Raw genomic sequence first — 21,256 nt, 5'->3', positions numbered from 1 at the left:
AAATTGACTAAAATGCAAGGTCTTATTTAACAAAAACCAGCACTGTTAAGACGTCATTTGGAGCTTGGGGTCACTTCTAGGGTATCAGCGATCGGACAACAAATGTAAGGGATGTAGAGCAGTTTGTCAATAGCTGCCCCCCCTTATTGTCATTTTCACAAAAAGATCCGTCCCTAATTTGCCCGCAAATTCTTAAAGTACTCATCTACGAGGTACTTGTAATAAGGTTTCAACGAAGGCGAAACTGTTTTAAACATATCAATTTCTGCTTCTCGTTTTTTCAGGTATTCCTGTAGTGATGGCGGCAGCTCGCGCTCCCGCTGGCGGGCGGTATCCGACTTGCGGCGTTCGTCCTGGTCTTGTTGGCGTTCCGCTTTTTCATGCTCCAGTAGGCGCGACATGATTTCTTGCTGGCGCTGCATCATTTCATTGGTGAGGCGCTTGTTGACCAGGTCCTCTTCGCTGCGGTCCATCTCATCGATCAGCTCCTGCAGTTTCTGGTCGGTGCCATTGCCTTGTTGCTGCCGTTCTGCTTGTTTTTTGCGCAGGGCGTTACGCAAGGCAGCCTGTCGGGCGGCCATTTGGGCGTATTCTTTGCTCGATACTCCCTCGCCTTTTTCCAGCGCGTTCTTCATGCGTTGCAGCCCTTCATTGATCGACTGCTGGCCTGGGCTCATCTTATCACTTGGGGTATTCCCTTGCTTGCCCTGGCCTTGTCCGCCAGGATTATCGCACATTTGATTGCCGGCCATCATCCCCGACATTTGCTGCTGCATCTGGTTCATCACTTCGCTAAGCATCAGGGCCAGGTCGTTTACGCTGGTCATGGTGCGCTGTTGGAATTCAGAAGCTTGGGGCACGCGGCGTTCTTCCAGTTCTTCCACACTCTTACGCATACTGGTGCGAACCTCCGTTACCTTTTCCGTCACGAATGACTCAATCTGATAAACACGCTTACTCAAAGCATGCAAACTATCTTGGATAAGGCGGAAGTCATCCTTAAGCTTAAACTGTCCCTGCACCAACTCTACATAACGCGGCGTATTGATGCCAGCACGTTCGAAATTATCAATTAATCCTTCCTGGTCGAAAGACAATCCTACAAGATTTTCAAGCAATTGGCGCAAAGCCTGCATGTCCTCTTCCATCTGCTCCATCTCCTGGCTCTGCATCTGCTGTTGCATCATGCTGGCCATGCTCTTCATTTTCTGCCCTGCTTTTTTCTGCGATTTGCTGGCGCCTCCATTTTCTTGTTTTTCCAACTGCTCCTGGCTCTCCTGCATATCTTCTTCGATGCTCTCCGACTGCTCGTCAAAGTCGCCCATTTCGGTGGGTTTTTCCAGTTCCTCGTTCTTCTTCTCCATCTCCTCCATCTTCTTCTGGATGTCGTCAAACTTCTCGCTGATCTCTTCTTGCTTTTCCTGAAGTTCTTCCTGCGACTTTTCACCGCTTTCGGTTTCCTCAGCGAGTTGTTCCTGCTCTTCGGCTAGTTTTTCCAGCTCTTCGATGGTTTCCAGCATTTCTTGTTCCAGCTCCAATTGCTTGTACATTTCCATCATCCGATCCAGCTCCATCTCCATCTCTTCATCGCTGAGCTCCATCTCTTCCATCATTTCCAGTGCCTGGTCTTTGTCCATCTCCTGCAGCAATTCTTCAATTTGCTTCATCAGCTCCTGCATCTCTTCACTCAACGATTCCTCAAACATCTCCTGCAGGCGTTCCTGCTTTTCCTGGATACGCTCGTCTTGTGGAGAAAGCTCTTCCTGCTTTTGGATGTTTTCTTCAAACTTCTGCTCAGCTTCCTGGATTTGCTTTTGCAACTCTTTCTGCCGCTCCAGCATTTTTTCCAGCTCCTTGCGGTCCTGCCAGTCCATTTCTTTCTTCTGAAGCATTTGCTCACGCATCTCCTTCATCCGATCTTGAATCTCCTTCGATTCTTTTAGGGCTGCTTCCAGATTATCCTTGATCTGCTCTTTATTTTCATCAATCTGGGCAGCAATTTCTTCTTCTGTGGGTACGGCGTAACTCATCAGGTTGGTACGTGCCGATTTACGACCGTTCACACCGTCGTTGTCCATAACCTCGAAGTAATACACTACATTGTCACCGGGCTTCAGCCCTAGTTCCTGAAAATCAAAAGTATAGTCATAGCGCAGGGCTTTTCCTTTGTTGATCGCCAGCGGAAGACTCACCGGTTCCTGGGCCGCTCCCTCTACATCACTGACGGTGTAATGGAAATTCAGGCTTGTCAGGCCGTAATCATCCGATGCTTCTCCGATAAAGTACATCAGCTTATTGAAGCTACTGTCCTGGAAGGCCTCTACGCTGATCTCCGGATAGAGGTCAGGGATTACGCTAAGGCTGTAACCAATAGAATCCGCATTAGGCAGCAAATTATTGGAGATATAAAGCCGGTAGGTAAGGTCGCGAAGTGCCCGCTTTTCCAGCGTAAACAGGTTGTCATCAAAACGGCGGGCAGCTTTAACTTCTTGATCATCAGAAAAAGCAATGCTCAAATCGTCGGTATACTGGGCGTTGAACACCCAGTTGATCGTCGTCCCCACGGGTACGTTCAGATCACCAATATTGTCCAATTTTTCGTTGCGCCGCTGCAAGTAAGCAGGGTAATTCAGTTGTACTTCAAAGCTGGCAATATTCGGCTTTTTCATCACCTCCAGGGTGAACTCTTCGGAGCTGACACCACTCGCATACAGGCGGAAACGAGTATCCTTTTGCACATTGCTGAAACGGTGAGAGAATTTATTGATAGCATCCTTCGTCAGGCGGTATTGGTAGTTGTCTACTTCAATGTAAGCCTCGTTGGGGAATTGCTCACCGTCGATTTCAATACTCAGCGGAAAGTCGCCAAACTGCACCACCGATAGCTCATCTGCCAATAATTTAAAGCGAAAAGGTGCGGGACGTTCAAATTCCTGGCCATTGCGAATCAACCGACGCGTAGAATCCTTGATCATACTTGGTGCAGCAAACAACAACACGACAAGCAGTAGCAGTGGCGGCAATGCGTACTTGAGGTACTGGCGATTGTTGTTTAAATCAATGGCTGAACGGAAAGGCACCGGACTGATTTCCTCCGTTTTCTGGTTGATACTGGCCATAATCAGGGCCTTGTTCTCGGCGGTATCGGCTTGGTGGCGTAGTTGTAGTACGTTGAGCAGCTTGTCTTTTACATTGCTGAAGTGATCGCCAATGATCTGAGCAGCCTGTTCGTGAGAGATCACTTTCCCCAGATTAAAATAAGCCAACAAGGGCCGCACCACCCAAATACCCAAGGCAATCAGGCTGGTACCCATAAATCCAAAAAACAACAGTTTTCGACCGCCTTTGCCAAAATAGAAGAAATTCTCCATCAGGCTCACCGCTAAGAACAGGAGCAGAATAGCCCCTATGCTGTACAATGCTCCCCGGATCAATTGATTCAAGTAATACTTGCGAATAAACTCATCTAACTTCTCTACCAGTAACTGGTAATTATCTTTGGCCGCCATTCCTTTCTGCATTGCTTGTTTGAAAATCTAATGCTACATCTACAACTTCCAAATATACGCTTTAGTGTACGCAATAGTTGCTTTAGCAGGAAGGAAATCAGGGAAGACACTACGATTATGCAGCGAATGACGGAATTATGACGATTTGGGGCCATCCTTTCTTCAGATGAATCGGGCCACGGCCCGCCCATATACCCCGCTGGCGGGGTCGACGCAGAGCGTCGGGGGTGGATAGCCACTCGGTCAGGGTGGATAGCCACTCGGGCGGGAGTGAGTAGCCGCTCGGGCAGGGTGGGCAGTTGAATCCCTACCGATACTTCGCCGCTATCTCATCAATAGCAGCAGCAAGTTGATGGTCTTTATCCGTGACTACATCTCCTGCATCGTGGGTATTCAAGCGAAAGCTGACCGTGTTATAAACATTTGACCAATTGGGGTGGTGCTCCTGAGCCTCCGCTACAAAAGCTACTTCGGTCATAAAGGCGAAAGCCTGGGTGAAATTTTTGAATTTGAATTCGGCTTGTAGTTCGTTGTTTATTTCTTTCCACATAAGTACGGTTTATTTTCTCTCAACACTTAGCCCCCTAAAGATGTTGAATAACTTTACTTTTGCAGAAATTGTCTGAGAATTAATCAACCAGCTCATGGCCCTTACAGAATCCAACATGCTCCCCCTCGGGACGAAAGCTCCCAATTTTACGCTGCCTGATACCATAAGTGGCAAAACCCTCCACCTTCAAGATATCGCCACCGAAAAAGGTACTGTTGTTATGTTTTTGTGCAACCACTGCCCTTACGTCATCCACGTCAACGAAGAAATCGTACGGATCGCTAGCGACTACCAGGCGAAAGGCGTTGGCTTTGTTGGCATCAGCTCCAATGACGTAGAGAACTACCCCATGGATGGCCCAGAACTGATGAAAGAGCACGCCCAAACGGTTGGCTACAACTTCCCTTATCTCTACGATGAAAGCCAGGAGGTAGCAAAAGCCTATGACGCCGCCTGTACACCTGATTTTTACATCTTTGATGGCAAGCAGCAGCTTTATTACCGTGGCCGTATCGACAGTTCCCGCCCCAAAAATGATGATCCGCTCAACGGAAAAGACCTACGCCAGGCACTCGACCAGATGCTCGCTGGCCAGCCAGCACCCGAGAAGCAGTATCCGAGCGCAGGGTGTAACATCAAGTGGAAATAAGCTGCATCGCAGCTGTAGAGAGAAGATCGACCGAAGTCGATCATGGTAGATAGTAGAGGGAAATGCTACTGTTTTTGCTTCTTTCTACCCTCTACTTCAAGTCCTGTAAAGGACGATCCTTCTACTAAGTTGTTCTACAACGTTCAAATCACTATTTTTGCCCCCTGTGGAAACAAAAAACGTAGAAAACGAGGAGTGGGAGATGGATTTCGAATGGTTACGCATTCGTCATTTCCTTAAAGATAGCTTTCAGCGGGAGGTACTGCCCGACCTGAATGGTATTCTTTTTTTGATTGGCATCCAAGAATTGGGGCGCTGGCAGGAAAAGTTTAGCAAAGAAGAAAAGCAGGACCTGATGCACATTGCCACTTGTCGCTTGATGAGTTATTACGGCTACTACGCGTTTGTAGGGCGCGATGCTGATGGTTGGCCCCATTGGGAGATGATACGTAAAATCCCCCCCAATAATATAAAAGAACAAGAAATCCTTTTCAAGCAAGCAATTATCCGCTACTTCAAAGAATGGGAGGCGGAAACAGCTTCGCTTGATGAAGGTAATAAATAGACCATTTTGTAAAATCCTGATCCGCATGATAACAAGATTATTTTTCGCCCTCTTGATCCTGGCCACCCTGAGTGGCTGCAACAGCGACAAAAGCACCTATGCGCTCATCTCTACGGAGTTTGGCGACATGAAGGTGAAGCTCTACAACAGCACTCCTCAACACCGAGATAATTTCATCAAACTGGCGGAAGAAGGCTTTTATGATGGTACCTTATTTCACCGGGTTATTTCAGGTTTTATGATCCAGGGAGGTGACCCCGACAGCAAAACGGCACCGGCTGGCCAATCGCTAGGCATGGGTGGCCCAGGCTATACCGTTCCTGCCGAAATTGGTGCACTGCATTTAAAAGGTGCATTGGCAGCTGCTAGGACCCAAAACCCAGAAAAAGCCAGCTCTGGCTCTCAGTTTTATATTGTCCAAGGCAAACCAGTCACAGACGCTGAGTTGGACAACATAGGGCAACGTGCAGGCAGGCCTTATTCCGATGTACAGCGCCAGCTTTACAAGGAATTGGGAGGTACACCACAGCTTGATTTTGAGTACACGGTTTTCGGAGAAGTTGTCGAAGGTCTTGAAGTGATCGACGCTATCGCTGCGGTCAGCACCAATCCTCAAGCTGGTAATCGACCGCTTTCTGATGTCAAAATGACCGTAAAAATCCTGAACTAATGCACAAGATCATTTTTTACCTGGCGGTCTTTGCCCTTCTTGGTAGCTGCGCCCGCCCAATGGCTAATTTTTCGGTACCCACCGAAGACATCCCTGCAGCTAAGACGCTGACGTTTAACAACGAAACCGAAAAAGCTCAATCTTACCTCTGGGATTTTGGTGACGGCGTAACTTCTACGGAAACCTCTCCGGAGCACCGCTTCCTAGGTTCCGGAACCTACACCGTAAAGCTTACCGCCACCGACGAGAAAGGAAAAACCGGGACTAAAGAAAAGAAAGTGACGGTGGTAGCACCAGAACGTTGCCTGGTCTTGATTCAGACTCCTATGGGCGACATGCTGGCCGAAATCTATGACCGCACCCCCTTGCACCAGGACAATTTTGTAAAAATGGTAGAGCAAGGCTATTACGACAGCTTGCTTTTTCACCGGGTGATTCAGGGTTTTATGATTCAAGGGGGAGACCCCGATAGTAAAAATGCCCCTCCGGGGAAGACACTCGGATCTGGTGGGCCAGGATATACCATCAAAGCTGAATTTGTGGATTCGTTGGCACACGTGAAAGGTGCCTTGGCCGCAGCCCGCACCAACAATCCGCAAAAGCGCAGTTCTGGTTCTCAATTCTATATTGTACAAGGAAAAACAGTTAGTGAGCAAGAACTCAACACCAGAGAAGGTGTTGCGCGGTTTCGCTATCCATCCTACGTAAGGGAAGAATACCTAAAAATGGGCGGCACCCCCTTTCTCGATCAGGAGTATACCGTTTTTGGTCAGGTCGTGGAAGGTTTAGACGTTATTGATCGGATTGCGGCAGTAAATACGAATGGGCAAAATCGCCCTAATGAGGATGTTTGGATGGTGATTAAGCTTATCCGTTAAATAAGTGACGGAATAAACTTGCCTACCTGCGGTACGCAGGCAGAAATAACTGATTCCGTCAAATTACTAAGTAGATCATGAAAGAAAATATTATTCTTGGTGTAGACATTGGAGGCACCGGGATCAAAGGCGGGCTGATCAATGTAGAGAACGGTGAAATGATCACCGAGAGGCACCGTCTTGATACGCCACAACCCGCTACCCCTGAGGCCGTAGCTGCTACCTTCAAGGAGTTGGTAGCGTTTTTCAATTGGAAAGGCCCTATAGGTGTTGGCTTCCCGGCTATCGTCAGCCACGGCGTGGCCTTGAGTGCCGCTAATATTGACCCTAGCTGGATCGGTGTCAACATCGCAGATTTGCTGTGCAAGTCGTCGGGTTGCCATGTTTATGTACTCAATGATGCAGACGCCGCCGGGGTGGCGTCCATGCGCTTTGGTGCCGGCAAAGGCGAGGAGGGCCTGGTAATGATGCTCACGGTGGGTACGGGCATCGGATCAGCTTTATTTATTGATGGCAAATTGGTTCCCAATACGGAGTTGGGGCACCTCTACCTCAAAAATAAAAAAGAGGTTGCAGAAAAGTACATCTCAAAAATGGCTCGTGCGGAAAAAGACCTCAGTTGGGCACAGTGGGGAAAGACATTCAACAAATACCTATTGCATTTACAACGCTTGTTTTCTCCAGACTTGATCATCATCGGTGGCGGTGGTAGCAAAAGCTTTGACGAATACAAAGATCAGTTAACGGTTGATTTCAGGGTAAAACCCGCTGGCTATCTCAACAAGGCAGGAGCTGTTGGTGCTGCTTATTATGCTTGGGAGCAGGAGCAGCAACTCGGGTAAGGGACGAAAAAAAACGGGAAAACACATGAAAGGCTATCCCCTTAGCCGCCCTCTGGCTTAAACAAACTAATGAGGGCAATCACTTCGGCATCATTACGCAAAGGAGGGTGCCAATCAAAAAGATAGGCGTGCTCTGGGTAGTTTTCGGTTAAGATTTCTGCCAGCTTTGTCAGTCCTTCCTGCCTGCGGCCGTTGCTGAACAAGCACGCGATATAACTGTATTCAATTTCACTTTCATACAGGGCTTCATTTGCTTCCTCCAGTAACTCAAGTGCCTCTTGCGGCCTTAGCATTTCCAGGTAAAACCATGCCAAATCCAGCCAGAGTTGGCTATTATCGGGAGCGAGGTCGAGCGCGGCGTCATAGGCGTTCTCCGCTTCCGAAAAGTCATTGGTAGCAAAAGCAGCTTCCGCCAGCGCCTGGTAGTAGTTCTCGTCCTCACCGTTCATCCGAATGGCCTTTTCAAAGAAACTTCGGGCAATCACCCACTTTTCCTGTGCTGCGTAGCATTCGCCGATTTTAAAAATCACCTCATCGTTGTGCGGCTCAATCCGGGCGGCTTGCTCCAAGTAGGCCCGGGCAGTTTCGTGCTGGCTCATTTCGTGGTAGCAGCTTCCCATGCGCAGCAGCAGGTCGCCATCCGTACCAAAACGCTCCGCCATCTCTTTGTACGTCTCCAGAGCGATATTTGGTTGGTGGATCTCAAAAGACAGTTCCGCAAATTCGAGGTAAGCTTCCTCTAGATCGGGATCGGCAAGAAAAGCGTATTCGTAAGCTTCGAGCGCTTCTTCAAACTTCCTTAAATATACGAGTGCCTGGCCCAGATAGTACCAGGCTAAAGCATTATAAGGGTCTTCGTCGATGATTTTACGGTAAAGTGTGCATGCTTCGTCGTGTTTTCGGCAGAAGTCAGTACATAGGCTTACTCTTTCCAGGGCGCGTTCATTGGTCCAGTCTGCTTCAAGGGCTGCTTTGAGGGCATAAAACATGTGCTCGTATTGACCTTGGCGCTCGTAGGCAATGGATTCAACGAGCAAGATTTCGCTCAGGTCTTCCAAGCTTGCCTGTAGTTTGTAAGGTGCCAGGCGAGCCAACCCGGCTTGGTTTTTTCCTGTTCTGATAAAGGCTTCCGCCAAAAGGAGGTTAAGTTCAAAGTCTCCTGGTGCAAAAGTGAGGGCCAACTCCAGGATTTCCAGTGCTTGGCCATGTCGATTTGTATAGAGGAGCAGCTGCGCTTGTTGAGCGTAAAAATCTGTAGAGAACCGATATTGAGAACAAGCTTGCCGAGCTACCGTAAGGGCTTTTTCAAATTGTTCCTCGTTCTGATAGTATTCAATCAGATCGTGGTAGGCATCCATATCCAAAAAAGCAGTGGCTTCACCTGTTTCGTAAGCTGTCACCAAATCAACAATCCTGGTATCCCAGTCCTCTTTTCTTCTTCTGTTCATACGCTACTAACTATTTTAACGTCAGGTTTGATATACGTGTGGAAACAGTTGGTTTGTTGCAAAACAACGCAAAAAGAAATGAATCATTGGTAACAAGGTACAAAAGTATTATGGTTATCCACCATTACTTCTACCCGACTGTTGTCGGCGGTCCCGGATTTGCCGTAATAAATCTCTCTTGAATTCATTTTCAGCCTGTGGGAGTAGTACCAGTTTGGTAGCGGGGACTTTGGTTTTGACCTGGTTATAAAAATCGCGTTTCTGCCGCAGCAGCGCTTCATCGAGTTCCAGCCTACGCTGGATCAATTGGTCTGCTTCTGCTTCCGTTGACGGTCGGTAAGTTGTTGTGCGAAAGGATTTCTTCAGTGCTTCTTTAGCAGCTTCGTATTCGTTGAACAATTGCCAAAAGTGGGCGGCCTCGGTGCTGTTTAAGTTCAAGCGCTGGGTAATATAAGCGGCACGCTGGGCCCGAATCTGATCATTTTCTGGCACCCAGTCGCCATCTTGTGCGTAGGCACCCAAGGTCAGCATTGCACAGCATAGTAGTAGCGTTAGTTTTTGCATTTTTTGTTACATGTTTTCTTCAAAAAGGTCCGAAACGTCTAATTCATCAAGCCAGCCCTCCGCTTCCAGATAGTCTTCTAAGGCTTCGGTACTAATATCATTGCCGGGAATTACCTCATTAAGTGATCCTCCGGCCGAGGCCGCCAATAAGCTTACCTCAAAATCATCAATATGCTGGTCCACGTAAGCGTGTAGTTCTTCCGTCGGGATGTCGCTCCAATCTGGCTGAGATACCGCGACTGTTTGAGCGTCACTACTCCCGGAAGACCAATACCAGCAGCCCAGTGCCAAAACAACTACTGCCGCAGCGGCGGCTATTCGCCATTGGTGATTAAAACGGATAAGCTTTGGTGAAGCCGCAGAAGAAGTAATGGCACTTGCTTTCAGCACCTCATCGGTCAGTCGGTCCAGATAACCAGGAGGCAGCTCCCAGCCTGGCGTTTTGCCCTGTTGAGACAACAAGCGTTCTGCTTTTTGCTCGCGGAGTTCTTGTCTGATTATTTTTTGTTCTCTCATATTTTTTTCTTCTGTCACTTACTTAAGTGAGCTTCAATTTTCTTGACCGCGTGATGGTAACTGGCTTTTAAAGCCCCCACCGAAGTAGTAAAAATGTCGGCCATTTCCTGGTAGCTTTTTTCTTCAAAATAACGCAAACTAAAAACAGCCTTTTGCTTCGGCGGCAACTCAGCGATAGCCTGGTCCAGTCGTTCCCTCACGTATGCTCCATCCAGGTGCAATTCGGCATGTGCTTCGGGTAGGAAATGATCTTCGCTACCTGGACTTACAAACAAACGGCGCTGTCTTTTACGGCGCTCTAAAAAAGTAAGTGCTTCATTGGTAGCAATCCGGTAGAGCCAGGTATACAACTGGCTGTTTCCCTGAAATCTTTCTATCCCCCGATGAATTTTTACCAAAGCGTTCTGCAAAACATCATTGGTATCCTCATGGGTATGCACCATCCGTCGGATATGTTGATACAAACGATCCCCGTAGGTATGCACCAGTAGCCTGAACCCACGCTCACGTTGGGTAGGCTCCTGCATAAGACGCAAAATTTCCTGATCGGTATCGGCTGACAGCAAGATTAACAGCTTTAATATTCTTTCATCAGTCGGATTTTCCTCCCGGTTGTTGTATCCGGTACTGAGCCCCGGATATATTCCAACGCATTTGACAAGCTCCAAGTACGTTGGTTTAATACTGCCAAAGCTTTTTCTTGTGCCTCCTACGGATGAATAACTTACAGGAAGATCATTCAATGCCATACGTTTTTCTCTAATGTATTCGTTTATTTTGCCGAACCCTATACACTGGTACTAAAAAAGACCGCATGAACAAACTCTTTATTCTGCTGCTACTTGGTTGTTTTTCTTTCTGGCAGCCACTTACTAGTCAAGACTATTATACTGCTTTCGTAGGATCTTTCGTAGAGGTTCGACCTCAAGATTTTGCTAAAGTTCGCCCGCTCGGGTTTCTTTACGTACAAATGGGCGAAGGAAATTTGCAACAAGTATTTCTCGGGCAATATCCTAAAGCAACTACTGCTGAAGAGGTGGTGGAAGCATTAAAAGCTGAAGGTTTCACCAATGCGCGCGCCCTTCCGGGGAATTATGCCCAAGGCATTGATGTACCGGTTATTCAAATAGCTACTCGCTACGACATTAAGACCGTCAATTGGCAAGATCTGAGTAGAGCGGGGACGCTGAATGTCTTGCTCGCCGATGGTGCGGTAAAAGTATTAACGGGTACTTTTCCTGATGTTGAAACAGCAAAAGCAGAACTCCCGCGTATTCGTAGCCTCGGTTTTGATGATGCTTTCGTGAAGATGGTCAATAGCGGTCGGCTACTCCCGGTCACCAACGTAGCTACGGGTATTAAGGAAGACCTCATTCCTTTAAACCTCTCAGAAGGGACACCCGTTTCGCCAACGCCCAGTACTCGGACTGTACCTCCCCCGGTTCAACCCGAAGAAATGGAGGTTAAGGATGGTGGTATTATTACTAAAAACCCACCAACCGTTCCGCGCCCTACAACGCCCACTACTACACCTGTCGGAAGTTCGATAAGTGTGGTCAGCCCGGTGGTTGACAAACCCACGCCGCGTTTGCCGGATATCCGAGGCAACGTAAAACGCAATTCCGTGATAGAACTACAGCGCGTACTCAAGGCTAGTGGTTATTACCAGAGTAGCCTCGATGGTTATTACGGATCAGGGACTACCCAGTCCTACGAACAGATGCGTACCCAGGATTTCACCGTAAGGAAATACCAACAACTGATTCCTTTTTACCAAAACATCAACGCTACCCAAAAGCAGAATGCGCTTCAATTAGCCATCCGCGAACTGCCTTACGACCCTAATGCGCCGCTGGTGATAGAAGGCGACCAAACGGCCATCGGACTTGCGTATCAGGCTTATCTTTCGTTTACGGGATTGGGTGCCAGTGCCGAAGTAAACCAACTGATGAATGATGCGATCAAAGCTGCTTATCTCAATAGTGGTGTAAGTACCAGCGTCTTCAATTATCGCGCTACTTATGCTTATCAAGGCCTCGATCAACTGCTGTTGCACCTTTTTTACGTGCATGCTGCCCCTGCGGTGAGTTACCTCTTGCCTTGCTGGGTGAATGATCGCCACCCCCAAGCCACCCAAAATGCGCTTCAGCAAATGGGCGATTACCGCCGCTTGCTCCAACAGGACAATTGTGGCACCTTCACCAGTTGGGCCGAAATTCAGCTCCTACACACCATTGCCATGGACCTCAACCCGGCAGCGCTCTCCCAAACAGAAGCTTTGCAGGAAGCTGCTGGTCGGCAGAATATCCTTTACTACCAAACCACCGGCCTCCCCGCTACCGAAGCCACCATCCTGGAAACCTGGCAACAAAACCTCTTCCGCAATGTTGATCGCTGGGCTGGCACCGACCCCCTACTTGCGCCTACTGCACAAGCACTGAAAATGGCTTATTTCCAGTCACAAGTCAGAATTGAAGATCATTATCTCGACCTGGGTACTTCAGAAGCCGTCGCCCGACAATTGTCTATCGCAGCCCTACGGGCAATTGCAGGAGTACCTTTGAAGCGATTTGAGTAGGGTTTTGTAAAACTTAAAATCGATGGTAATGCACACCCTAAGTATTGGTAAACTTGGTATTTATTTCCTCTTTTTGATAATCATAATGGGAACAAGTTGCCAGACCTATAAGGAATACTACTATTCGAGTTTTGATACTGACCTCCCGCGCGTTTATGAGTATGCTTGTAAAGCAGATTCCACAAAAAGTCAGTATTGGAGAATAGTTAGTGCTCGAAATAATCTGACAACCGAGGCTTTCGACGCTAATTATGTTCAATTCGAACTCATTCAAGAGGAGTTCAATCACGAAGGTTCCGTTTTGGTTAGTTACATTAATTTTGATGAAGTGGGGGCTCCTTTGTATAGAGATATTCAGAAGACAGACGTCTATAAATGGAAAAAAGATGGTCCGTATGAATATGCTATTGAATTGGACGATAATGGAGAGCGGATATTTTTTTTAAAGGAAAGAACATTCGTTGGGCGCTCAAACGTGAGTGTGCTAGGGACTGATTATAACTGCCTTAAGTTCAAGGGAGTCTATAAATTTGGCCTGGTGGGAGAGCCTGCTGAATATGAGTATTATCAATACAGTTATTACGCTAAAGGCATTGGGATGGTCAAGTATGAGAGATACTTTCCGGATGGAGAGTCCATAATACTAGAATTGACTAAAATTTATAACGAGCAAGAATGGGAAAGGAAAATGAATTAATTCAAGTCTCTGACTTTTGCATTTAAAGAAGCAACTGGAGACAAGTCAAAGACTTGAAAACACTATGCGTCGCGTCGGAGACGCTAGCAAGCTAACTCATCATTCATTTTTTCTTCCTATCCCTCGATCTATCTAAATCTCTGATTAAGAGGCCGAACCATGATAGTATAGGCGCGCCAAGAAAGAAAAATCATAAAAAAGCACCCTACAACTTGCCTCCTAATGAAATTAGTCCTAAATTTGCCTCGCCTTTTAAAGAAAGGTACTATTATAGGTTGGTGCGGTAGCTCAGTTGGTAGAGCAATGGACTGAAAATCCATGTGTCGGCGGTTCGATTCCGCCCCACACCACTTCTTTAGCAATTATGAACTTAACTTTTGTACATCATCATCATTCAGGCTTTGCTTTTGCGGCGAATGGTGATCTGATGCGTGCATAATTACTGAATTAACACACAAAAAAAGGTCTTCCGTTAGTCGCGGAAGGCCTTTTTTTATTTCCCCAAACGCTCAATTTTTTGTCGGAAATAAGTCAGGCCTTCTCCAACACTAATCGGAAAATACTGTTCAAAACCATAAATAACTCCGAAAATGGCCAACCGACTCCAAGTAGCTGTGCAAAAATCAGGGCGCTTACTCGACGACTCCCTCAAACTCTTAAAAGAATGTGGCATTAGTATCGACAATGGTCGCAATCAACTAAAGGCCTCCGCACGTAACTTTCCGATCGACGTGCTCTATCTCCGCAACGGCGATATTCCTCAGTACGTACAAGACGGAGTCGCCGACATCGGGATCATCGGTCAGAATACCATGATCGAAAAAGAGAAAAACATCAAGGAGGCGCTCCAGTTGGGTTTCTCTAAATGCCGCCTATCGATTGCCACTCCTCGACAAACCGATTACTCGGGGCCACAGTGGTTGGCGGGCAAGCGTATCGCTACCTCGTATCCTAATTCACTCCGTCAATACCTCAGCAGCCACGGGGTCACCGCCGAAATTCACGAGATATCAGGCTCGGTAGAAATCGCCCCCAATATTGGTTTAGCCGATGCCATCTGCGACCTCGTCAGCACAGGGAGCACGCTCTTTAAAAACAACCTGGTAGAACAGGAGGTCATTCTCCGATCAGAAGCCGTCATTGTACAGAACGAAGATTTAGCCCCCGAGCTACAGCAAATCCTTGACAAACTGACCTTCCGCATCCAGTCGGTACTGACGGCCCGCAAAAACAAATACCTATTGATGAATGCCCGCGACGAAGCGGTCCAAGACATCATCAATGTCCTTCCCGGGATGAAGAGCCCCACCGTCATGCCCCTCGCACAAAGCGGCTGGAGTTCTATCCATACCGTCATTTCAGAAGATCGTTTTTGGGATATCATTGATTCGCTCAAGGAAAAAGGTGCTGAAGGCATTTTGATTGTTCCGATTCAGAAGATGATTCTTTAAGGATAAGACTTGCTTTAAAGTATCCCCAGCGTAGTGTTTTAGCGAGCAAGCCTCATCGTATTAAGATACGTTTTCATAATCAAATCTTACGTTACCTATGCAACTCTATCTCCATAGTGATCCCGAAAAATGGCGCGAAATTCTGGCGCGACCAGCACAGGATCTGGCCCAACTGGAAGCACCTGTCAATGCGATTCTCCAGGAAGTAGCTACACGGGGCGATGATGCCCTGTTGGACCTGACGGCCAAATTTGATGGCGTGCGGCTGGCGGAATTAGCGGTAAGCAAAGAAGAAATTGAACTGGCTGCCGAGCAACTCCCGGCAGATTTACGTATTGCCATCCAGACGGCAAAAGAGAACATTGCTCAATTTCACGCAGCCCAGCAGGAAACGCCTCAAGTGATAGAAACCATGCCGGGCGTTAGGTGTTGGCGCAAGAGTGTGGGTATCGAACGGGTAGGCTTGTACATTCCTGGCGGTACGGCACCGCTGTTTTCTACGGTACTCATGCTGGCGGTGCCTGCGCAGTTGGCGGGGTGTAAAGAGATTGTTTTGTGTACGCCTCCACAAAAGGACGGCACGGTACATCCGGCCATTCTTTATGCGGCCCAATTGGCCGGGGTAGAGCGTATCTTTCGGGTAGGAGGCGCCCAGGCCATTGCGGCGATGGCATATGGTACAGAAAGCATTCCTGCAACCTATAAAATATTTGGTCCAGGTAATGCCTACGTAACGGTGGCAAAGCAATTGGTGAGTCGATTGGGGGTCGCCATTGATATGCCGGCCGGCCCTTCCGAAGTGATGGTGGTCGCAGACGATACCGCTGATCCTGATTTTGTGGCGGCCGACCTTTTGAGTCAAGCCGAGCATGGTACCGATAGCCAAGTGGTTTTGGTAACTTATTCAGAGGCGATGGCTCGGCGGATCATGCAAGCCACCGAGCAGCAACTCGCTTCTCTACCTCGCCGCGAGTTTGCAGCGGCCAGCCTGGCCAACAGCTCTGCACTGGTGGTGGCTACCACCTCCGAGGCGATAGCATTGATCAACGCCTATGCACCTGAGCACCTGATATTATCGGTAGAGCAACCGGAAAACCTGGCCGCCGGCGTCATCAATGCGGGGTCGGTCTTTATGGGGCATTACACTCCAGAGTCTGTAGGCGATTATGCCAGTGGCACCAATCACACCTTGCCTACCAATGGTTTTGCACGAGCATACAGTGGTGTTTCGCTGGATGCTTTCGTGAAGAAGATCACCTACCAACAGTTAAGCAAAGAAGGTTTACAAAACATTGGCCCCACGGTAGAAACAATGGCTACCGCAGAATCCCTCGTCGCCCACCAGCGTGCAGTGAGTATCCGTTTAGCAAAAATAAATTCCTGACCTATGTCCCGAAAATTTGATCTCAAGCAGTGGGTACGCCCAAATATCGCGGCATTGAATCCATACTCGTCCGCACGCGACGAATTCAAAGGCACGGCCGACGTTTACCTGGACGCCAATGAAAACCCCTACGAAACGGGGCTCAATCGCTATCCTGACCCCGGTGCAGCTGCAGTCAAGGAGAAGCTGGCGGCATTAAAAGGAATACCTGCCAGCCAGATTATGCTAGGCAATGGCAGCGACGAAATCATTGACCTCTTGTTTCGCATTTTTTGCGAACCCGGTCAAGACAAAGTCATCATCCTGCCCCCTACGTATGGCATGTACCAAGTGAGTGCAGATATTAACAACGTAGGGGTGGTGACGGTACCGCTTAAAAAACGTTTCGTGCCCGATGTTCCCGCTATTTTGGCGGCAGCCACTGAAACAACAAAAATCCTTTGGCTCTGTACGCCCAACAACCCCAGTGGCAATGACTTTGCCGCCAGCGATATCGAACAGTTGTTGGAGGAATTCCCAGGCATTGTGGTGATTGATGAAGCTTATGTGGATTTCGCCGGGCGAGCAGCCTACATCAATTGGTTGGAACGCTATCCCAATCTGGTGGTGATGCAGACCTTTTCCAAAGCGTGGGGGCTGGCTGGTATTCGACTGGGAATGGCTTTTGCCTCGCCCGAAATTATCGCTTTACTCCATGCCGTAAAGCCTCCTTACAATGTGAATCGACTGACCCAGCAAGCAGCCTTCGCTGCTTTGGAAAAGCCGGAAGAACAGGCACAACAAGTCACCATACTCTTAGGCCAACGCACTTTGCTACAGCAATACCTCAGCGGCCTGGAGTTTGTAGAGCGTATCTACCCCTCCAGTGCTAATTTTATTCTCGCCAAAGTGACTGACCCACAGGGGGTCTATAACTACTTGATGAACAAGGGCATCATCGTTCGCGACCGTTCGCGGCAGTACCTCTGCGAAGGGTGCCTGCGCTTTACGGTGGGTACTCCGGAAGAGAACGAAAAATTGTTTAGGGCCTTGTTAGCTTATCAGGAGTGAATGTTTTTTGGCTTAGGCCAAAAGAGTAGAAGGAAGCGTGGCGGTTTTACCGCCCCTTTTGGTAGAAGGTAGAGTGATAAATGAGATTACTGACCTTGTCACCTGTAGATTACACGCCTAAAAAAGGATTCACATAGATTTTAGATCCGTGAAAATCCGTCTGATCCGTTTAATCAGTGGTCAATCCTGCTTTAAGAGACAGCACGATAGCAGACATTTTTAATCACCCCATATTTGAAACAAAATTAACCATGCAAAAAATACTCTTTCTCGATCGCGACGGTACCCTCAATTTGGAGCCAGAAGATTACCAGGTAGATGCCTTATCTAAAGTCGTCTTTTACCCGGAGGTCTTCCAATACCTCGGCCGTATCGCCCGCGAGCTGGATTACGAGCTGGTAATGGTCACCAACCAGGATGGCCTGGGCACGGAGAGCTTTCCGGAAGCGACCTTTTGGCCAGCCCAAAACATGATCGTTGATACCCTTGCCGGGGAAGGTATTATTTTCTCCGATATCATCATTGATCGCACCTTTGCCAAAGACAATCAACCGACGCGGAAGCCAGGTACGGCACTGCTGACCAAGTACCTGGAAGGCGATTACGATCTCTCGAACAGCTACGTTGTAGGGGATCGTCTGACGGATATGCAGCTGGCCAAAAACCTGGGTGCCAAAGGAGTCTGGATGAACAATGCGCCGGAATTGGGTGCTGATGAACTTCAGGAAGCTCAATTAAAGGAACTAGCGTCGACCATTGCGCTGACCTCCACCAGTTGGGCCGATATCTACGCATTGTTGAAATTGGGCAATCGCGAAGCTCGTGTACATCGTCAAACCAAAGAAACCGACATTTTGATCGAACTCCGTCTGGATGGGACAGGGCAAAGCAAAATGGATACGGGCCTGGGGTTTTTCGATCACATGCTCGACCAACTGGCCCGCCACTCTGGCTGCGACCTGAAGGTAACTGTCAAGGGCGATTTGCACATCGATGAGCACCACACCATCGAAGATACCGCGCTCGCGCTCGGGGAAGCGTTCGCGCAAGCATTGGGCAACAAAATCGGTATTGAGCGCTACGGTTTTTATCTGCCCATGGACGATGTGCTGGCCCAGGTTGCCATTGATTTTGGTGGTCGCCCCTGGATCGTTTGGGATGCTGAATACAAACGTGAGAAAATCGGCGACATGCCGACGGAAATGTTTTTCCACTTTTTCAAATCCTTCTCGGATGCTGCCCGTTGTAACCTGAACATCAAGGTGGAGGGCGATAATGAACACCACAAAATTGAAGCGACGTTTAAAGCTTTGGCGAAAGCCATAAAAATGGCCAAACGCCGTGACGCCCGTGATGCCCAATTGCCCAGCACCAAAGGAATACTTTAAATGAAAATTGCAATTATCGACTACAACGCCGGGAATGTCCGGTCGGTGCTTTACGCGATGGAGCGCATTGGCCACGAGGCACAACTCACCGCTGACCACGCCGCGATCCGTGCTGCTGACAAGGTGATCTTCCCTGGTGTAGGTGCTGCGGGAACCACCATGGCCTTCTTACGAGAAAAGGGCCTGGACCAGCTGATTCCCAGCCTGACACAGCCTGTATTGGGCGTTTGCCTGGGGATGCAGTTGCTCTGCGATTATTCCGAAGAAGACGATCATACGCCTTGTTTAGGGATCATTCCCCAGGCGGTCAAACGTTTTCGACCGCAGCAGAAAGAGAAAGTACCCCACATGGGATGGAATACCTTGCGTTTGCACGAAAATAGCTGGCTGAGCCCCGAGTTGGAAGGACAGCATGCTTATTTCGTGCATAGTTACTACGTAGAACTTGGCCCTTTTACGGTGGCCGAAACCGACTATATCCACCCTTTTAGTGCCGTACTACAAAAGGATAATTTTTACGCCACGCAGTTTCATCCCGAGAAATCGGGCAGTGTGGGTGAGCGAATTTTACTGGACTTTTTAGAGCTATAATCTATGCATATTATTCCCGCAATCGACATTATTGATGGCAAGTGTGTGCGCCTTACCCAGGGCGACTACAGCCAAAAAAAGGTCTACAACGAAGACCCCCTGGAGGTAGCCAAAGCCTTTGCTGATGCTGGTGTGACCCGCCTGCACTTGGTAGACCTCGACGGTGCCCGCGCTAAACATATCGTTAATCACAAGGTATTGGAGCGCATTGCGAGTAAGACCCATCTGCACATTGATTTTGGTGGTGGCCTCAAAAAGGATGATGATCTACGCATTGCTTTTGAATGCGGTGCCCGGCAGATCACAGGAGGAACCGTAGCGGTGAAAGATCCTGATCTTTTCCTCTCGTGGCTCGAACGCTTTGGTGCTGAACGCATCATACTGGGAGCAGATGTAAAGAATGGCAAGATCGCCGTCAGTGGTTGGGAGGAAGAAAGCCAGGAGGAGTTGCTGCCTTTTCTGGAGCGCTACCTGGCGGCGGGGGTGCGCTACGCAATTTGCACGGATGTTTCCAAGGATGGTCTTTTGGCGGGTTCTGCCAAGGAGCTTTATGCGCAAATCAGGTCTGAATTCCCTGAATTACAACTGATCGCCAGTGGCGGCGTGACCGCTATTAAGGAGGTGGAAGAACTGCGGGAGATGGGCTGTTTTGGTGCCATTATTGGCAAAGCAATTTATGAGGGGCGGATTGCTTTGAAAGATTTAAATTTTTAATCCAATGCTAGCAAAACGAATCATACCCTGCCTCGACATCAAGGATGGGCGAACCGTAAAAGGGGTCAACTTTGTTCAATTGCGCGACGCTGGTGATCCGGTGGAGCTAGGGGCCCGTTACAGCGAAGAAGGGGCCGATGAGCTGGTGTTTTTGGACATCACGGCTACGCACGAAAAGCGCAAAACGCTGGCTGCGTTAGCGCGCAAAATTGCTCGGCACCTGAAGATACCCTTTACCATTGGTGGCGGCATTGGATCTGTCGACGATGTAGGTGTACTGCTGGATGCCGGCGCTGATAAGGTATCCATCAATTCAGCTGCTGTGCGCCGGCCGGAGCTTATCAGTGAATTGGCACGCGACTTTGGTAGCCAGTTTGTGGTGTTAGCCGTAGACGCAAAGCAAGTAGGCGACGAGTGGTATGTACACCTCAATGGCGGCCGCATAGCGACGGAGATGAAACTCTTTGACTGGGTAAAAGAAGCCGAAAATCGTGGCGCGGGAGAAATCCTGTTTACCAGCATGGACCACGATGGCACCAAGGCAGGATTTGCCAATGAAGCAACAGCACGCATTGCGGAGCTGGTACAAATTCCCGTAATTGCTTCGGGAGGAGCGGGGACGATGGAACACTTTGCCGAAGTGTTTACCAGCGGCCAGGCCGATGCTGGGCTGGCCGCCAGTATTTTTCACTTTGGGGAAATACCTATTCCGCAGTTAAAAAGTTACCTGCACGAAAAGCGTATTCCGGTAAGGATTTAGAGGCTGGCAAGTCCACCAAAAATGATGCTAATGATAAAGACCAAAGCGTAAATTCCCAACATGATCGCCAAGAAGATGCCGTAGAATTTGAACATTGATTTGTGGTTCTCAAAAGCATCACGAAGATACATTTGGTCATCATCGCGCAAAGCTACCTGCATTTTTGTGGAAAAATTGTACAAGTAATAGATGGGAATGAGGCTGATGCCAAGTATAACAACGTATACCAAGATCATCACGCCTCCCATGCCAGCCATACCGCCAGCAATCATAGCACCACCGCCAAAAAGCATCGCGAGAACGCCTAAGCCGATAAAAACAAAGCCAATGATGGCAATGAATTTCCCCCAACGGGCTGATTCCGAGAGAAAGCCACGAATAGGGTCCGTGATAATTAATTCCGTTCCGCCGTTGCCGGTGTCGTCAAGAATATTGTCAATATCCATTGTTAA

The 21,256-nt window shown here is 48.5% G+C and carries 21 protein-coding genes and 1 tRNA gene; 15 read left to right on the top strand and 7 right to left on the bottom strand.

Annotated elements, in window-relative coordinates:
- Window positions 1-173: 173 nt before the first annotated feature.
- Window positions 174-3,521 (bottom strand): DUF4175 family protein, encoded by a 3,348-nt coding sequence (locus AB0L18_RS08945; protein WP_367392242.1) that lies wholly within the window; start codon window positions 3,519-3,521, stop codon window positions 174-176.
- A gap of 295 nt (window positions 3,522-3,816) precedes the next feature.
- Window positions 3,817-4,059, bottom strand: coding sequence for a 4a-hydroxytetrahydrobiopterin dehydratase (locus tag AB0L18_RS08940; protein WP_367392241.1), 243 nt, complete (start codon window positions 4,057-4,059; stop codon window positions 3,817-3,819).
- A 94-nt stretch (window positions 4,060-4,153) separates the two neighbouring features.
- Here AB0L18_RS08940 and AB0L18_RS08935 point away from each other — a divergent pair, with 94 nt between their 5' ends.
- From AB0L18_RS08935 to ppgK, 5 genes are all read left to right on the top strand, one after another.
- Window positions 4,154-4,708, top strand: coding sequence for a thioredoxin family protein (locus AB0L18_RS08935; RefSeq protein WP_367392240.1), 555 nt, complete (start codon window positions 4,154-4,156; stop codon window positions 4,706-4,708).
- 166 nt (window positions 4,709-4,874) lie between these two features.
- Window positions 4,875-5,273 (top strand): hypothetical protein, encoded by a 399-nt coding sequence (locus AB0L18_RS08930; protein ID WP_367392239.1) that lies wholly within the window; start codon window positions 4,875-4,877, stop codon window positions 5,271-5,273.
- A 25-nt stretch (window positions 5,274-5,298) separates the two neighbouring features.
- The gene (locus AB0L18_RS08925; RefSeq protein ID WP_367392238.1) at window positions 5,299-5,943 is read left to right on the top strand and encodes a peptidylprolyl isomerase; all 645 of its coding nucleotides are present in this window, start codon (window positions 5,299-5,301) and stop codon (window positions 5,941-5,943) included.
- Window positions 5,943-6,821 carry a peptidylprolyl isomerase gene (locus AB0L18_RS08920; protein ID WP_367392237.1) on the top strand — a complete coding sequence of 293 codons (879 nt, stop codon included), beginning with the start codon at window positions 5,943-5,945 and terminating at the stop codon, window positions 6,819-6,821. Before AB0L18_RS08925 ends, AB0L18_RS08920 begins: the two co-directional genes overlap by 1 nt.
- A gap of 77 nt (window positions 6,822-6,898) precedes the next feature.
- Window positions 6,899-7,663 carry a polyphosphate--glucose phosphotransferase gene (ppgK, locus tag AB0L18_RS08915; RefSeq protein ID WP_367392236.1) on the top strand — a complete coding sequence of 255 codons (765 nt, stop codon included), beginning with the start codon at window positions 6,899-6,901 and terminating at the stop codon, window positions 7,661-7,663.
- A gap of 41 nt (window positions 7,664-7,704) precedes the next feature.
- On the opposite strand, the gene AB0L18_RS08910 is transcribed toward ppgK, so the two are convergent.
- From AB0L18_RS08910 to AB0L18_RS08895, 4 genes are all read right to left on the bottom strand, one after another.
- The gene (locus AB0L18_RS08910) at window positions 7,705-9,111 is read right to left on the bottom strand and encodes a tetratricopeptide repeat protein (RefSeq protein ID WP_367392235.1); all 1,407 of its coding nucleotides are present in this window, start codon (window positions 9,109-9,111) and stop codon (window positions 7,705-7,707) included.
- A gap of 114 nt (window positions 9,112-9,225) precedes the next feature.
- Window positions 9,226-9,675 carry a hypothetical protein gene (locus AB0L18_RS08905; RefSeq protein ID WP_367392234.1) on the bottom strand — a complete coding sequence of 150 codons (450 nt, stop codon included), beginning with the start codon at window positions 9,673-9,675 and terminating at the stop codon, window positions 9,226-9,228.
- 6 nt (window positions 9,676-9,681) lie between these two features.
- Window positions 9,682-10,191 (bottom strand): hypothetical protein, encoded by a 510-nt coding sequence (locus AB0L18_RS08900; RefSeq protein WP_367392233.1) that lies wholly within the window; start codon window positions 10,189-10,191, stop codon window positions 9,682-9,684.
- A gap of 14 nt (window positions 10,192-10,205) precedes the next feature.
- Entirely contained in the window at window positions 10,206-10,940 is a 735-nt protein-coding gene (locus AB0L18_RS08895) for an RNA polymerase sigma factor (protein ID WP_367392232.1), read from the bottom strand.
- A gap of 65 nt (window positions 10,941-11,005) precedes the next feature.
- Between AB0L18_RS08895 and AB0L18_RS08890 the strand changes: the two genes are divergently transcribed.
- From AB0L18_RS08890 to hisF, 10 genes are all read left to right on the top strand, one after another.
- A complete protein-coding gene (locus AB0L18_RS08890) occupies window positions 11,006-12,769 on the top strand; it encodes a peptidoglycan-binding protein (protein WP_367392231.1) in 1,764 nt (587 codons plus the stop codon).
- 28 nt (window positions 12,770-12,797) lie between these two features.
- Window positions 12,798-13,466 (top strand): hypothetical protein, encoded by a 669-nt coding sequence (locus AB0L18_RS08885; RefSeq protein WP_367392230.1) that lies wholly within the window; start codon window positions 12,798-12,800, stop codon window positions 13,464-13,466.
- Window positions 13,467-13,743: 277 nt separating this feature from the next.
- Window positions 13,744-13,816, top strand: a tRNA-Phe gene (locus tag AB0L18_RS08880).
- Window positions 13,817-14,056: 240 nt separating this feature from the next.
- Entirely contained in the window at window positions 14,057-14,917 is an 861-nt protein-coding gene (gene hisG / locus AB0L18_RS08875; protein WP_367392229.1) for an ATP phosphoribosyltransferase, read from the top strand.
- Between the two features lie 97 nt (window positions 14,918-15,014).
- Window positions 15,015-16,301 carry a histidinol dehydrogenase gene (gene hisD, locus AB0L18_RS08870; protein WP_367392228.1) on the top strand — a complete coding sequence of 429 codons (1,287 nt, stop codon included), beginning with the start codon at window positions 15,015-15,017 and terminating at the stop codon, window positions 16,299-16,301.
- Window positions 16,302-16,304: 3 nt separating this feature from the next.
- Window positions 16,305-17,351, top strand: coding sequence for a histidinol-phosphate transaminase (hisC, locus tag AB0L18_RS08865; protein WP_367392227.1), 1,047 nt, complete (start codon window positions 16,305-16,307; stop codon window positions 17,349-17,351).
- 251 nt (window positions 17,352-17,602) lie between these two features.
- Window positions 17,603-18,739, top strand: coding sequence for a bifunctional histidinol-phosphatase/imidazoleglycerol-phosphate dehydratase HisB (hisB, locus tag AB0L18_RS08860; protein ID WP_367392226.1), 1,137 nt, complete (start codon window positions 17,603-17,605; stop codon window positions 18,737-18,739).
- The gene (hisH, locus tag AB0L18_RS08855) at window positions 18,740-19,330 is read left to right on the top strand and encodes an imidazole glycerol phosphate synthase subunit HisH (protein WP_367392225.1); all 591 of its coding nucleotides are present in this window, start codon (window positions 18,740-18,742) and stop codon (window positions 19,328-19,330) included.
- Between the two features lie 3 nt (window positions 19,331-19,333).
- Window positions 19,334-20,044, top strand: coding sequence for a 1-(5-phosphoribosyl)-5-[(5-phosphoribosylamino)methylideneamino]imidazole-4-carboxamide isomerase (hisA, locus tag AB0L18_RS08850; RefSeq protein WP_367392224.1), 711 nt, complete (start codon window positions 19,334-19,336; stop codon window positions 20,042-20,044).
- A 4-nt stretch (window positions 20,045-20,048) separates the two neighbouring features.
- A complete protein-coding gene (gene hisF / locus AB0L18_RS08845; protein ID WP_367392223.1) occupies window positions 20,049-20,804 on the top strand; it encodes an imidazole glycerol phosphate synthase subunit HisF in 756 nt (251 codons plus the stop codon).
- Here hisF and AB0L18_RS08840 read toward each other — a convergent pair.
- Window positions 20,801-21,250 carry a hypothetical protein gene (locus tag AB0L18_RS08840; protein ID WP_367392222.1) on the bottom strand — a complete coding sequence of 150 codons (450 nt, stop codon included), beginning with the start codon at window positions 21,248-21,250 and terminating at the stop codon, window positions 20,801-20,803. The two genes, hisF and AB0L18_RS08840, sit on opposite strands and share 4 nt — an antisense overlap.
- Between the last annotated feature and the right edge of the window lie 6 nt (window positions 21,251-21,256).

The organism is Lewinella sp. LCG006, assembly GCF_040784935.1.
Taxonomy (GTDB): Bacteria; Bacteroidota; Bacteroidia; order Chitinophagales; family Saprospiraceae; genus Lewinella.
The sequence above is the reverse complement of the archived record's forward strand: the minus strand, read 5'-3'. Positions and strand labels throughout refer to the sequence as shown.